This is a genomic window from Petrocella sp. FN5 (assembly GCF_029210395.1).
Lineage (GTDB): Bacteria > Bacillota > Clostridia > Lachnospirales > Vallitaleaceae > Petrocella.
In genome coordinates this window covers 1-15,718 of the sequence record NZ_JARGDP010000017.1, presented here as the reverse complement: position 1 = coordinate 15,718, position 15,718 = coordinate 1, and the positions used below count along the sequence as shown (strand labels likewise).

General features: G+C 36.4%; 13 protein-coding genes and 1 other annotated feature. Of the genes, 1 reads left to right on the top strand and 12 read right to left on the bottom strand.

Going from position 1 to position 15,718, the window contains the following annotated elements:
- Positions 1-208: 208 nt before the first annotated feature.
- From P0N36_RS06425 to P0N36_RS06375, 11 genes are all read right to left on the bottom strand, one after another.
- Entirely contained in the window at positions 209-838 is a 630-nt protein-coding gene (locus tag P0N36_RS06425) for a hypothetical protein (RefSeq protein ID WP_275842020.1), read from the bottom strand.
- 217 nt (positions 839-1,055) lie between these two features.
- Complete coding sequence (locus tag P0N36_RS06420; protein ID WP_275842019.1) at positions 1,056-2,783, bottom strand: sensor histidine kinase; 1,728 nt, start codon at positions 2,781-2,783, stop codon at positions 1,056-1,058.
- 12 nt (positions 2,784-2,795) lie between these two features.
- The gene (locus P0N36_RS06415) at positions 2,796-3,446 is read right to left on the bottom strand and encodes a response regulator transcription factor (RefSeq protein WP_275842018.1); all 651 of its coding nucleotides are present in this window, start codon (positions 3,444-3,446) and stop codon (positions 2,796-2,798) included.
- On the bottom strand, positions 3,443-4,813 hold the full coding sequence (locus tag P0N36_RS06410; RefSeq protein WP_275842017.1) for a histidine kinase N-terminal 7TM domain-containing protein: 1,371 nt from the start codon (positions 4,811-4,813) through the stop codon (positions 3,443-3,445). Before P0N36_RS06410 ends, P0N36_RS06415 begins: the two co-directional genes overlap by 4 nt.
- A 252-nt stretch (positions 4,814-5,065) precedes the next feature.
- On the bottom strand, positions 5,066-5,806 hold the full coding sequence (locus P0N36_RS06405; protein WP_275842016.1) for a hypothetical protein: 741 nt from the start codon (positions 5,804-5,806) through the stop codon (positions 5,066-5,068).
- Positions 5,803-6,324, bottom strand: a complete 522-nt coding sequence (locus tag P0N36_RS06400; protein WP_275842015.1) for a DUF6382 domain-containing protein — start codon at positions 6,322-6,324, stop codon at positions 5,803-5,805. The genes P0N36_RS06405 and P0N36_RS06400 overlap by 4 nt, the downstream gene beginning before the upstream one ends.
- Positions 6,325-6,364: 40 nt before the next feature.
- The gene (locus tag P0N36_RS06395; RefSeq protein ID WP_275842014.1) at positions 6,365-6,565 is read right to left on the bottom strand and encodes a Flp1 family type IVb pilin; all 201 of its coding nucleotides are present in this window, start codon (positions 6,563-6,565) and stop codon (positions 6,365-6,367) included.
- A 9-nt stretch (positions 6,566-6,574) separates the two neighbouring features.
- On the bottom strand, positions 6,575-8,008 hold the full coding sequence (locus P0N36_RS06390) for a type II secretion system F family protein (protein WP_275842013.1): 1,434 nt from the start codon (positions 8,006-8,008) through the stop codon (positions 6,575-6,577).
- Between the two features lies 1 nt (position 8,009).
- Positions 8,010-8,765, bottom strand: a complete 756-nt coding sequence (locus P0N36_RS06385; RefSeq protein ID WP_275842012.1) for a type II secretion system F family protein — start codon at positions 8,763-8,765, stop codon at positions 8,010-8,012.
- Entirely contained in the window at positions 8,762-9,946 is a 1,185-nt protein-coding gene (locus P0N36_RS06380; RefSeq protein WP_275842050.1) for a CpaF family protein, read from the bottom strand. Before P0N36_RS06380 ends, P0N36_RS06385 begins: the two co-directional genes overlap by 4 nt.
- A 58-nt stretch (positions 9,947-10,004) precedes the next feature.
- Entirely contained in the window at positions 10,005-11,078 is a 1,074-nt protein-coding gene (locus tag P0N36_RS06375) for a hypothetical protein (RefSeq protein ID WP_275842011.1), read from the bottom strand.
- Positions 11,079-11,444: 366 nt separating this feature from the next.
- On the opposite strand from P0N36_RS06375, the gene P0N36_RS06370 reads away from it, so the two are divergent.
- Positions 11,445-12,806: an 8-oxoguanine deaminase gene (locus P0N36_RS06370; protein WP_275842010.1), complete on the top strand. Its 1,362-nt coding sequence runs from the start codon at positions 11,445-11,447 to the stop codon at positions 12,804-12,806.
- 346 nt (positions 12,807-13,152) lie between these two features.
- Here P0N36_RS06370 and thrS read toward each other — a convergent pair whose 3' ends face one another.
- Positions 13,153-15,039, bottom strand: a complete 1,887-nt coding sequence (gene thrS / locus P0N36_RS06365; RefSeq protein ID WP_275842009.1) for a threonine--tRNA ligase — start codon at positions 15,037-15,039, stop codon at positions 13,153-13,155.
- A 49-nt stretch (positions 15,040-15,088) separates the two neighbouring features.
- Positions 15,089-15,283, bottom strand: a binding site (T-box leader).
- Positions 15,284-15,718: the final 435 nt, after the last annotated feature.

The following is a 15,718-nucleotide window of genomic DNA, read 5'->3' as shown; positions in this document are numbered from 1 at the left end:
GTATTACTTAGTCACACTCCAAAGTGCACCTGATGCAAGAAGAAATGATACTAAACTAACGATAGTAGCCATTGCTTTAACTTTTATATTTTTCATTGAAATATAGCCTCCATTTTTATGATCTCTGCTATATCCACTATGAATAGCAGGCTATATTCCGCTCCTCTAGATAAAAAAGTTGTTGTTTTATGATTTAGTCGGCTAATAATTAAATTAAATCCAGATGCAAAACATGTCGATTTACTGCATCTAGGGTGGCTCTAGCAATGGCTTCATTGCTGTCGTTTTGAATCTTGGCTGTTCCTGTGAATATCTCTTCAGAACCATTAAAAACAGAGGTCATGGCAACGACCATCACCTCCATGTTGGCCAAGTTCACTTTTTTCACATCTTCAAAAACAAATACATCGGTGACATCACAATACTTTTCAACGGCCCTGAGTACCACCGCGCCAATCAATCTTTTGAAATTATTGGCTGTTTGTACACCTAGTAACTCACTTTCATAGATTTCACCTTGCTTTTCCAAAGCAACTTTAACCATTACATTGGAACCATTATTGTTATACTCTATTAACTTAAGTTTGAGTCTAGGATCTTGATCCAACTTAAGAGAACCGCTCTGTATTTGGGCGATAGATACTTTTTTATAGTCTATATTAATATTGAATTCAGAAATCATGATGGCTTCAATATCACGAAGGATTTGCTTCGGACTTCGCCTTAAATCTGATACGATGTGGATCTCACTAATTTTATCCTCTTGATCCAATGTAATCTTACAACCGAGAACAGATTGAACTTTTTGCAGATAGTTTTCTATAGATTCTATATTCATATTTTCCCCCAACTCAATAAACGTTAATCCGCTTCTTACTTCAGTAGCTGCCGTTTTGCATTACTGATGTACTGGAATAGATTCCCATTTCGCCTATTTAAATTATAGTACAGATAAGATGCTAGTACAACCGTAACCACCTAGTACTATTTACTTATACTAGTCACTATGCCTTATAGGGTTTTGCCTATCTTTGGTCTGACTTCATACACTACTCTTATATCGGCAATACTGCGTGAATGTTAAAGCCCTTACCATCCGGTGAGCCAAAGGATAATAATCCGGATAAATCAGCCACCCTCATTTCCATACCTTTTAGTCCATTGCCTTTGACTACATTCAGAGATCCTATTCCATCATCAATAATAACCAAATCCATTGTCCTGTCTTTATGCTTAATGCGAATGGTTATATTTTTCGCATGCCCATGTTTTAAAGCATTGGTCAGCGCTTCTTGACATATCCTATATAGGCCATCGTATATTTTAATTGATAATTTGAATTCTGTGCGTTTGTAGTAAAAATCAACATTCACACCTGATTTTTCATAATCATTAATTAACCTTTCTAGATCGTCAATAAGACTATTAAGGTCCATGACATCCTTTGACTGGCTCTTTATAGATTTTTTTAGTTCAAAAAATCCACCTCTAATGATGGCTTTACTTTGTGTTGTTTTTTCTTTGAGGAAATCTGTGTTTTTACCTATATTATATTTACAACTTTCCAGAAGGGATATTACCAAGGTGACTGAGTGACCTAAGATATCATGGACCTCCTTAGAAATTCGGTTTCTTTCCTTGGCAACTGCCAATTGTTTTGTAATTGTTAGATTGTCAGAAAGTTGTCGATTGACTATTTGAAGATCATTGTTCTTAGCTTCTAAGCTTGTGAGCAGTTCATTATATTTTGTGATATCAATAATTCTAAATACATAGCCAATCGTATCTTTTGAATGATCTATTATTTTTTCTAACTTGAGAATATAGCAATGCCAGTGCTTATGGACTTGCATTCTGAATTCTGTTGTATATCGGTTTTCATTGGCATCGAGGCATCGACTGATACCTTTATGTAAGTCTTCAAAATCTTCTATTTTGGGACGAACGATTTCAATGAACTCATCTATTGTTTCTATAAGCTTTAATTTTTCATGACTTTGGGTGATCTCCTCAATGATATTGTTTTTTTCAATGATTCTTCTGTCATTATCCATAATGATGATGCCTTCATGTATGTTCCCAAGAATCATCGACCTTGTTACCATTTTAATATCTAAAAACCGATAATGATGAGCAATATACCCAAAAATCAACAAGGTGATGTTGAACATAATCGGAGTAATGTCAAATCCGATCTCTATTAACCGAAAAACGTGAATAATATTGGCAACAATTGGTAACAGAAGACCTACGTTAAATAAGACGCTCTGCAACCATGAAACCTCATCTTTTTTATCCATAAGTGTACGAATCAAAAAATAATAGGAACCGACTACCATTATGTAGTTGAAGGCTGTGTGAATATAAAACCAAAATCCATAACTGTTCTGATAAATGGTAACCGATGTGAAGAAAAGATAGTGGTATTTATTGGTTAAGACCATTACATAGTTAATGGTTGGTATACCATATATTAGGGCTCTGATAAGCTTTGGTAATTTTTTAGTTTTTTTATAATAATAGGTGAATTCAAAAAAAGTTGCACCAAAATAACAAACGCCAATGTATTGGATGACAACCCATATCCATGCATCATCGTCGTTGATCACTGTTTTAGTCATTACTTTTGCTAGAAGCCAAAGAATCATTAGACCTTGGGCTTTTAAAAACATATAAAGCAGATTGCTTTTTCTTGCTTTTAAATAAAAGGTTACGTTAATTGCAATTGAAATAAACGCAGATAAAGTATAGTAAAATGTTGCATAGAAAATCTCATTACTCATATGACTATTCCCCTATGTAAGATTGTGCTTAATAGCAAAGACTGCGATTTGTGTTCTATCTTTTAGTCCTAACTTACTCAGTATTTTTGACACTTTATTCTTAACGGTTCCTTCTGTGAACTTCAGGCTGTAGGCAATCTCCCTATTACTTTTCCCATCGACCATCAGTTTTATAATTTTAATCTCCATTGGTGTTAAGTCATAGTTTTTTAAGGTTTCTTGCTGATCTTTTTCTTTACTATGCACATCTATGATTTCTTCTTTTACGATGTTGACCACATTCTTGTGCATCACATATAGATTGTGATGTACACTTTTTACGGCCAATACAAGCTCCTCTGGTTTAATGTCTTTGACAATGTAACCGTCCGCGCCGTGTTCAATAGAGTCAAAAATACTTTTTTGATCTTCGAAGGTTGTTAAAATGATGATTTTTATGGATGGGTATAGCGCTTTTATTTTTGTTGTCGTTTCAATTCCGCCAAGCCTTGGCATTCTAAGATCCATTAAAATAACATGAGGTCGATAGCTTTCACAAATATTTAATGCTTCATAGCCATCATTGCCTCCATCTATGGCCTCGATATCCGGATCTTGTTTAAGCATGTAAATCATGGTTTCTTTTAGTAATAATTGATCATCTACGCACATGACTTTTATCATATTTCTACCCCCATTTTTTTAAATCTTGTGACCGCACTTCGTATTTCTGCAAGACCTTTCCTGGCTCTTTCTATTGTCTCTTCAAGCACCGCTTCAAATTGCAATTGATTATCCTTTTGATCAAGTATTAAATCGCATTTTTCCAAAAGTGCCAACACTTCCGTCATTGAATGTCCTAATGTATCATGAACCTCAGACATGAGCTTGTTACGCTCCTTTTCTATGGTCAACTGCTGGATGGATGCGATATGGTCTTCCAATCTTTTTTTTGCTTCCATTAATTCTTCTTTTTTGTTCTCAAGGGCGAGGTACAGATTCTGAATCTCAGTAATGTCATGGAAGGTAATGATGGTTGCAATCTTGGATCCATAAAGATCATTGATGGCTTTCGTTGTATATTGAATGTTCAAATAGGTGTCGGACTGCTTTTTCTTAAATGCTATTTCTCCACTAATATAATCGTTCTTACCTACCTTTAATGCAAGAATTAGATTATCTAGATCTTCTGAATCATCCACGATTTTGGCAAAAACATCAATCACATCTTCCATTTTCTCACAGTGATTCAAGTCAATAAAACGGTTAAAAAACAAGGCATTATAATCCTCTAAATCATTATCCACATTAATCACCATAAAACCATCATCAATAAACTCAACAACATCTAACAAGGCATGGGGCAGAATATCCAAAAACTTATACTTGAGTACGGATATGGTGATTAAGAAAAGTGAATAGGGCATGACCACTAAAGAAATATTGAAGTCCAAATCTATGAGCTTAATGGTATTTAGTATATGTATTGTAATTGGCACTATGATTGCTGCAGAAAAGTAAAGCATTTGCCGCTTTCTGTATATAGATCGGTACTTTGATTTTCTAATAAAATGATAGACACCACCCAAATAGTATAATAATGTCGTATAGATCAAAGCCCAACAAAGTGGGCCATAGATTTCTGTTTGTATTGTAAAGCTACGGTAGAACTGATGATGCAAGGGGTTGGTCAAAACACTTATGTAGAAGAAAGTCGGTGGACTAAGTAATGCCGCTAGCTTTAATTTACTCGGCGACTTTAAGCCGCGATAGGATCTGGAAAACATATATGCAAAAAAACCAAGATAGCAGATGGCAATATATTCAACACAAGATATCAGCCATTTGATTTCTACACTGGGCGCCAAGCGCTCAAAAATATAAAATGTAGTCCATAACCACATGACAAAAACGATACATAGAAACCATCTGACTATAGCGCCACCTTGACTCTTAACTCTTATGACAATACCAAGGATAATCATATAAGCAGCAGAAAATATCAGTACAAATGTAATCCATGAATTTTTATATAGTTCAATGCCTTCCATTGTACCTACCTCCTTGTCCTATATTTATTAAACCATAATCCTCTTAAGAAGACAATATTTTAACAATCTATGTGGGTGCAAAATAATAGACGTGATTGCTCACGCCTATTTCTCCCATGCATCCTTTACAAACCTCGTTCTGTGGGTTTGATTTTTATATTTCGGGCTTTATGCCCGTCCTATTTCTAATTCTACAGGTCATTATGGCCACTTGATAGTACCTTAGGTCATTTAATTAGATGACTTTAGTCACTATATGGTCTTATTTATACTTATTGACATTTTCAAATGCACTTGTTGTGTTTTTATATCAAATTCCAAGGCTATTGGATTTCCCTTTTGGTCTGTATGATAGCTTATCTGAGCTTCTTCAACCATAAATGATGTCGCAAGTAAATGGCTCATTTCTTCAATCATCGTTTGTGTCAGTATTGAACCTAGATCTAAAGCATAGGTTACCACTTCTCTTTTAATTGGATTATAGCTTTTTTGATTATCTTTAATCCATGAACGGTTGACTTCTATTTCATTTTGAACACTTTCCCATATCTGATTTATTGTCACTTCATTAGAAGTCATTTGATGGATGAATGCACTTATATCCATTGTTTCTCTACCGCCTACTTCAGACTGGATTAAATGTGTATTTCCCAATCCTCGGTAACGACCTAGGGGTACTTTTTCATATCCAAAAGCATCTTTTAATGATATTTGCAACCCATGATTTTTATTCTTAAAATCAAGATGCCCATCTATCTCAAAGTGAATGGATAATTCATTGCTCAGCTTTGCCATGTTTGCGTCTATCAATATAAGCGTACCTCCACCTTCAAGGTGATAGGGACCATCATTTAGGACTTTATCAATACTTTTGTATAGGCCGACCTGATAGGCTTCTTGTCCAATAAGAAAACCATTAATCAATAGTATATGAAACACCATGACGGCCAAAATCAGGATTGCCGGTCTATACTTACTTAAAACCTTCATCATAATGATCCAATACTTGAAGACAAGGCTTCATGAATAAAGGTATCCAGGTTAAAATCCTCCGCTTCAAGACTTAAACGTAATTGATGCATTTTTATCATCACATCTTCATCACCTAAATTAATATACGGTTGCAACTGACTTAAAAACCCTTTTAGATTAATTGCTATGTTCATTTCTTCCTCATTACGGACCGGTAAATATATAAATCTATAGTTGTCACTTTGGTCAACATAAATGGCTTCCCATTGTAACTTCAATTGACAAGGCTCCAACATGTAATCCATGCAATCTGTCAGGGCTCCTTTAAGATGTAATAATAGTTTTTCCATTTTTCTTTTTGAAATATATGTATTTTTATCTTTTTTATGAAGTGCTTCAAAGCCCTTAAGTTTCCAGTATATTTTTATGTCGTCCTCTTCAAAACTATACTCAAAAGGTATCAGACTTGAAATTTGATTGTGTTGACACATTTTTATTTGATAGTAGATACATTTTTCTAATGGATAGATTTCTATCAATGGCTCACCCTCATTTCTATAACTCAAACCTTTTGAAGCCTTATGGCGTTATTCCATCAACGCTCATTTTATCCAGTAGTTCATTTACCAATTGCATAATCTTTTCTTTGAACAAAAAACCAATAGCTATTAATACGAGAATGATGATGGCAATCTCAATAACCCCCATACCACGCTCGTCTTTAATGGCTGCTTGCATCTTGTTTTTTAACCACATACCTTTAAAAAATAATTTTCGCATAACACCCTCCTATATTTTCATCGCCATGAAAGTAGGTACCATAACAATGATTAGTACTGTAATTAAGCTAATACCCATAGGCAATAGCAATTTGGTACTTGCCTTCTCACCAAGTCTTCGTGCTGTTGTTGTTCTAATGGTCCATGCTTCCCTACTAAGTTGTTTTAAGGCAATGGTCATAGATTGACTGCCCCGCTTCAGATTTTGAGTGATGACCGCAACAAATCTAATAATCTCTTTGCACTGTGTTCTTTTTCCAAAGCATTCCAATGCCTCAATCTCAGATATACCATTTTTGATATCTTGACTGACCAACATCATCTCTTCATAAAGTATGCCTTTGGACATCTTATTTTGCTGATGATCGGCTACTATTTTTTGCCATGCGCTACTAAAGGTCATACCAGCGTTGATTAGCATGGTCAGTTTATTTACCACGGTTGGAAAATCGTACAAAATCTCTTCTTTCCTAGAAATAAGCGTCTGATCTAACTCCCCCTTTTTTAAAATATAAAATACAATTGCCATTAATACTGCCACTAAAAAAATTTTGAATCCAGAGATACCTACTTCTTGTGTTGACCAGAGCACCGGAATTTGGCTCTCTCCTGTTGTAACCGGTAGAATGATTCTGTCCTCTGTTCTTACAACATGGTCTTCTATGGTTTCTGCGAATTCTTTTGCGCTTGTTTCTTTAAGCCTAATCCGAAAATCATAGACATAAGCCATGGACACTTCTCCAAGACCTAAATTCACCAATAATGAAACTTCGTAGGGTGTTGAATGCACCATGACATCCCTTTTCAGTACCCCTTCATGGCTTAAGTAGTCTGTCGTAAGTGAAGTGTAACGTACTGTAACTTCTTCTCCAAATGGTTTCTTGGGCAGAAATAGATCCTCATGCACATCGTTAGGGTTCATCCCTTTTAGCATAAGTGGTTCTAACTTAGAAAAGTTGATGCTTAGTAACTCAACCGCCATATCTCTGTTCGGTAACTTAGGTTCGACTCTGACGGGCAAACGACCGGCCAGGCTTTCCTCATCTTCTATAAAGTAGTTCAAATCATACACAACCGGGTCTTGGTCATATGGGGGTCGTTCAATTATAGGGTCCATCTCTCTTGAAGTTTCATGGTCTTGTCCAATAGCTAAAGCAAAAAGCCCTCCAAGGAAAAGTACAAGCATTATCAAACCAATTCGGTTACCTTGATATCGACAAACACCTTGTTCATAATCCTTCGGTCTATATATCTTACTCAACTTCTCTAGCTCCTGATCTGTCAGCAATCTTTTTACTTTATCAAAGGACAGACGCCTTAAAATAGGCGCACCAAGAATATACAAAAAGTCCGTTCTATCTTCACCCTCTTGTAATGTGCGCTTGGCATAGACAAAATATAGTACATGTATCCCCAAAAAAAATATTATTATGACTTCGTACATATCACACCTCTATGGTAACAATTTTTTCTCCGATTTTACGACTGAGTAGATATAGAAATAGTGCAAAAACCATTACCAATCGACCAATAAATGTCTCATACAAGGGGCTGAGAAAATCCGGTGATGTTAATTGAAAAAACAAGATCATCCCCGGAATGATATATGAGAGAATTTTTTGTTCAAACTGCTTTTGGACCACCAGTAAGTCTATTTCTTTTTGTATCTCTATTTTTTCATTGATCATATGGGTTGTCTCTCGAATGATTCTAATTAAATCACCACCCGTTCTTTTGGCCATAATAAAAACACCGGTAAAATTATGAATATCTTCTACACCAGCGCGCATTGCAAAATCCTCAAGTGCAGATTCTATGGTCTCGTTCATGTTAAGCTTTTTTACTATAAGGGACCACTCTGTGATGATATCCGTTTGATGATCATAAAGAATTCGAAGATCTGCTAATGTCTGTATGAAGGCTTGTTCTGCTGATCTTCCTGCTGACAGGGATGAAGATAGGGTATACATTGCTTCACGAAATTGCTCTCTTAAAATATATTTTCTTTTTTTGACGGATAGTGATTTTTGTTCTTTTATATGAAAGTAAACACCTAAACATGCAATACCTGCAAACATAAGATGATTGAAAAAAATCATGCCCATAATAAAATAGTAAGCGATTCCCCACAAGATATGAAGGGTCCATTCTTTTTTAGTATAATCACTTCTATTATAAAAGATATCACCTTGCTGACTCATATGGGTAAACACTCCTTCCTATTGGATAAAAGTAGTTTTTCACGATTTTGTAGTCGGTTACCACTTCGAATTAGCTGACCGGATACTTCTTCATCAGTTGATTGCCCATCTTCTTGAAATGTATAGAGAGAATTCATAACAACCTGCCCATCTTTATAGGTTACAATCTCCACAACTTCCAAAACCTTTCTTGATTTATCTCTTAGTCGACCCAAATGTACCATGACCTCAATAGCTGAAGCAATCTGTTGTCTTATAGCTTCAAGGGGCATGGCTGATCCTGTAAGTACCATGGTCTCAAGGCGACTTAACATATCTATAGTAGAATTACCATGTCCTGTTGACAATGAGCCATCATGACCGGTATTCATCGCCTGAAGCATATCCAGCGCTTCATGTCCCCTAACTTCACCTACAACAATTCTATCCGGTCGCATTCTAAGGGATGATTTGATTAGGTCTTTAATGGTAATTGTACCACGCCCTTCAACATTTGCATTTCTGGTCTCTAAGCTAACTAAATTTGACACTTTATTAATCTGCAGTTCTGCTGAATCTTCTATGGTAATAATTCTTTCATCATCGGGTATTGCATTCGATAACACATTTAAAAAAGTGGTTTTACCTGAGCCTGTACCTCCACAAATAAATATATTGTATTTGGCTTTTACAAGTGTTTGAAGTACCAAAGCCACTTCTGATGAAATACTTCCCCATTTCACAAGGTCTGACATATCAATAGGTTTTTGTGGAAATTTTCTAATGGTTAAGGTTGGTCCTTTCAAGGCAATGGGCGGTAGTACCACGTTGATTCTTGATCCATCTGCCAATCTAGCATCACAAATAGGTGAAGACTCATTCACAACTCTATTTACCTTTGATACAATCATCTGAATAATGTTTTCAAGTTGCTCTTGTGATTCAAAGGAATAATCCAACCGAGTCACATGACCATTTCTTTCGATGAAGATATCTTTAACCCCATTAACCATGATTTCAGTTATACTCTTGTCGTCTACAAGGGGTTGGAGAATATCCAAGCGTCTTAAGGCATTAAAAGCTTTCTCTTTAAGATGTAGTCGCATTGTAAGAGGTAGATAGGTTGTCCGTGTCATTTTTTTCAAAATCTCTTCAATAATAATTTCCACTTGATCATCCAGCACATCATCCATTAATCCCATTTCATTACGAACTTCACCTAATAAATGCTTGTAGTGGTCATCACTTATTGTCTTTTGATTAAACATTGCGCATCAACCTTTCGATTTTTTGATAGGTGGATGATTGATTATTAAGTTGTATTTTACCTTGGCCAATTTCTCTTATTAGGGTATCATCAAAATCAAGTATTATATCACCTTCTACTGCACCATATACAGATGTTGGCAATATTTTATTTACCACCACGGTCTTGTCTTTTAGGATTTGATCCTCACTCAGTCTTTTTAGGTCTTCCATAAAAACCAGCCACTTTTTATAACCCTTAATGTCACCCCGAACATTAAAAACTCTATGATGACATTTTTTTATAAGCTCAAGGGTTTTTCCCAAAAAATCTTGGGCAAAATCTATAACCAAATAATCATAATCACTTTTTTCAATCATATAATCTATCCAAGTAATCCATATATGCTGTTCAAAACTTGATAAGTCACCTTCGCTGACAGCGGGCATCAGATAGTGAATGCCTGAGATTGAATCCACAGACTTCATCTTCTCAAGCCCCATCATCCAATTGTTTTTTGACATGATATGCATCATATAGTCCGATAAGTTATCTGATGATCTGTCTTGGTAGTTTAGATGATAACTGGGAAAGGATTCCAGACTTAAGAAAAGTACTTTATGGCCTAGTTTGGCTTTGGACGCTGCGATAATCTGGGCAACTGTTGTATTACCCGATCCTCCAGCCGGACTATAGCAACCTATTAATTTCAGATTACTGTTTTTTTTATTGACCAACTCTTTGGTTGTTCGTTTAAGAAACAGGTCTTTTATAATTGACTCTATTTTTTTAACGCTTTGATATTTAAAAATATGGTGCAAACCATGAAGATTATAGTCCGTATGATCTTCTACCATTAATATCATATGTTCTTTCATTTCTTTTGATATTATACCCTGAACAAATGGCATTAATTCTTCGCTACATAAAATGAGATCATAGTGATTCAAATTCAGATATTCTTCTAGACCATCCCCTTTTTTTAACATTGTCATCTCAAACTGGTTTTCTTTAGAAAGAACCAGATTTTCAATCAATTGATTATTATATTCTTGATCGCCCCCACCAATTAATAATCTACATCGCATAATTGCCTCCCTTTACATGACCTCCTAATTATACTGAACAGATTTTTAATTGTAAAGAGGTTTTTGTATATTTTGTACATATATTATTCGTTTATGATGATTTTATTGTCCATTTTTACATATTTACCTATAAATGGAGATGATTTCCAGTTTTTAATAGCGTATGCTTTAATCTAGCTAAGTTGGTCTAAGGTGACATAGATTATATAGATTTGATTGCATCAAAACGTAGACTATTGTATAATTATCTTAAGATTATAGAATCAAAATGATCTAAATAATAAAATACGTGTTGAGTTAACCACAAAAAATACTCTGTTTTCTTTCTGCAGGTTTTTTGTGGTTTTTTTAATCAAGGAGGTTCCCATGTCATCATTATTATTAAAGAATATTGACCACATCTATACGTTTAATAATCAAGAAGACCACTTGGAGCATCAGGACCTACTTATTGTTAATGGTGTTATCACAGCTATCGGCGTAAATCTCCCTTCAACAACGGATACCAAAGTCATTGACTGTGAAGGTCTTGTTGCTTTACCCGGATTTGTTAACACCCATCATCATCTTTATCAAACCTTATTCAGAGGGCTTAAAGAAGTACAAGAAAAACCTCTTTTCCCTTGGTTAATTGGCCTTTATGAGTTCTGGCAGCATCTAACACCAACAGCTGTGTACCATGGTGCTATGGTTGGCTTCTCGGAATTGTTGCGCACCGGTTGCACTTTGACCGCCGATCATCATTATGTTTTTCCAAACGGTCAGCCTTCCACTTTAATTGATGAACAGATTCAAGCGGCAAAAGACATTGGCATGCGATTTCATGCCACAAGAGGCTCTATGTCTCTTGGAAGAGATCATGGTGGCTTACCGCCCATGACGGTTGTTCAAGAAGAATCCCTTATTTTGGAAGATTCTCTTAGGCTGATTCAGACTTATCATGACCCTTCTGACTACGCTATGACCAGAATTGCACTGGCACCTTGCTCGCCTTTTTCTGTAACAGCAGACCTAATGAAAAATACAGCTCTACTTGCAAGAGAACACAAGGTGATGATGCATACCCATTTGGCTGAGACCTTAGATGAAGAAGCCTTCTGTCTTGAGAAGTATGGACGTAGACCTTTTGAACTCATGGAAGATCTAGGTTGGGTTGGAAAAGATGTTTGGTATGCTCATGGCATATTCTTAGATGATCATGAAATACATCGACTTAATGGCTCCGGTATTGCCCATTGCCCTTCCAGTAATATGAAGCTTAATAGTGGCATCTGTAGAACCTCTGAACTTCATAATATCGGTGCCAATATCAGTATTGCGGTAGACGGAAGTGCTAGTAATGATGGCTCAAATATGTGGGAAGAAGTCAGACGGGCTTATTTGCTCAATCATCTTAAGTACGGTACAGAAGGTCTAGATGCCTATAATATTCTAAAAATATCTACAAGAGGCGGCGCACAGGTTCTTGGAAGAACCGACACTGGATATCTGGCGCCCGGTATGGCTGCTGATCTTAATCTTTTTGATTTATCCGGGATTGAGTATGCCGGTTGTCACGATCCTTTGGTTTCCCTTGTTTGTCTTGGTAATCATTCATATACGAAGATGACTATTGTTGCCGGGGAGATTGTCTCTATTGACGGCGAGCTACAGAAAATCGATACCGAACAAATGGCTAAAGATGCTCATAAGACTGCAGTTGATTTGGTTAAGAGAGTTAGGGGTTAAGGGTAAAATGAATGTGCTTTTATAGGTGGGTCCCATGAAAACCCTTCCACAGTGTGTGTGATTACGGTCTCCAGTTGGTGCATCCATGCACCAAAAGTCGACGGTCAGCATCCATGCTGACAAGCTCCATCTCACACACTGCTTCCAGGAACTTCATGGTCGATGTTGGCTTACTGTAGTAAATTTAGATTTCCTTGCTTAATATATGACGATACAATTTATAATCTTCTGAAAGTACACATAAAAATAAATGTTGAAGTGACTATATCACCTCAACATTTATTATAGGATTTTAATTTTTTTATTATGGTTAAAGTGTCAGACTGAGTTTGACACTTTAACTTTTTTATAGTTCTTTGACTTTTTCGATGAAGTCTACTAAGAACATTTCGTCATTTTTTTGTTGACCAAAGGGTCGTATGGAGACGGATCTTGCGTTTCGCTCATTCTCGCCTACGATTAATAGGAATGGAATTTTCTCCATGCCACCTTCTCGTATCTTATAGCCAATACGCTCGTTTCTAAGGTCACCTTCTACACGAACACCCTGTTCATCGAGTTTGTCCATGACTTCTTGGGCGTAATCATCAAATTCCGGTGATATGGGTAGTACCTTCACCTGAACCGGTGCTAGCCAATATGGGAATGCTCCGGCAAAGTGTTCAATTAGGATTCCAATAAAGCGCTCGATAGATCCATAAACAACTCGGTGTAACATAATGGGTCTTTGCTTGGAGTTGTCATGTTCAATATACTCAAGTTCAAATCTCTGAGGCAATTGGAAATCGAGCTGAATGGTACCACATTGCCAAGTACGTCCGATACAGTCTCTTAAATGAAAGTCTATCTTAGGCCCATAGAAGGCCCCATCCCCTTCATTCAAAATATATTCCATACCTTTTTGATCTAGGGCTTCTTTTAGGGATGCTTCTGCCATATCCCAATCTTCTTGTACGCCAATACTACCTTCCGGCTTTGTGGATAGTTCCACATGATAACTGAAACCGAATTTGGCATAGACTTCATCAATAAGATTAATAACATTTATAATTTCTTCCGTGACCTGTGATCTTGTCATGAAAATATGGGCATCGTCTTGAGTGAAGCTTCTTACACGCATAAGACCATGTAGAGCGCCACTCATTTCATGACGATGTACCAGACCTAATTCGCCCATTCTAAGAGGCAGATCTCTATAAGAATGCTGCTTTGTCTTAAAAGCCAGCATGCCTCCGGGACAGTTCATCGGCTTAACCGCAAAATCTTCATCATCTATTTGTGTTGTATACATATTATCCCTATAATGATCCCAATGCCCTGAAGTTTCCCATAGACTTTTGTTTAGGATAATCGGTGTTGACACTTCTTCATAACCGTTCTTCTTGTGTATTTCTTTCCAGTATTTAATCAATAGGTCCTTAAGAATAATACCTTTGTTCAAGAATACCGGGAATCCCGGTCCTTCATCATACATGGTGAACAGCTCAAGTTCTTTGCCCAGTTTACGATGGTCTCTTTTCTTAGCCTCTTCAAGCATATCCAGATATTCCTTTAGATCCTTCGCTTTTGGAAATGCTGTACCATAGATTCTAGTCAGCATCTTGTTATCTTCTGAGCCACGCCAATAGGCACCTGCAACACTGGTCAACTTAAAAGCTTTGATATCTTTGGTTCTAATAATATGAGGGCCCGCGCACAAATCAACAAAATCACCTTGTTGGTAAAAAGAAATCTTAGCATCCTCCGGCAAATCCTGAATCAACTCAACTTTATAGTCTTCGGATTTCTCCTTCATGAGTTCAATAGCCGCTTCTCTCGGTAATTCGAATCTGGTGATTTCCAAGTTCTCAGATGCGATTTTCTTCATCTCGCCTTCAATGAGTGCCAATTCTTCCACTGAAAAAGGTGTCTCACGGTCCAGATCATAGTAGTATCCATTGTCAATTGCCGGACCTATGGCCAGTTTGGTTTCTGGGTACAGTCTTTTTACAGCATGAGCCAGTAAATGTGATGCTGAATGCCAAAAAGCTTTTTTACCGGCTTTGTCATTAAAGGTAAGTATATTGACATGAGCATCTTCACTTACTTCATCTCTTAAGTCCGCTATATCACCATTAACCTCACCGACCAAGGCTTGTCTTGCTAAACCTTCGCTAATGGTTTTTGCTATATCCAGTACACTTACTTTTTGTTCAAACTCTAATGTATTACCATCTTTTAATGTAATAATCATTTTTTTCCTCCTAATTTTATGAAATAAAAAAGACCCATCGCTTGCATTAGCAAGGGACGAGTCAACCCGCGGTTCCACCCTAATAATAGTTTCCTATCACTTCATTCGACGATAACGTAGTCAACGGATTGTATTAGAATCTCTCAGAGGTAGTCTTCAAATGAATAGGAATAAAAATCTCTCAACCATGATTTTCTCTCTGTTAATCCGTGCTTCATCTTACTCGTCTCTTCAACGATTTATTCGTATGTAATAGCATAATTATAACAGATGGCGCTCATATGTCAATATATTATGGTTCGTTTCCTCAAAAATCTATGAAATCTGTTTCGCAAAATAATAAAAAGTACTTTGCACGCCATCTGCATCTACAGCAATTGGCTTACAAAGTACTTTTTATTAATTTTATCTTTTGGGAGGATTAAAGGGTAAAGCTACTTAGTTGAACTTCAGACTATGATATATAGTTCCGAATGTTTCAACGGAATCTATATATCATAGGCTGATTTGTGAAACTTAGTTTTAGACTTTAATCTTTTTGAGGATTAAAGGGTAAAGCTACTTAGTTGAATTTCAGACTATAATATATAGTTCCGAATGTTTCAACGGAATCTATATATCATAGGCTGATTTGTGAAACTTAGTTTTAGACTTTAATCCTAAGGGGGGGCGTAAGTTA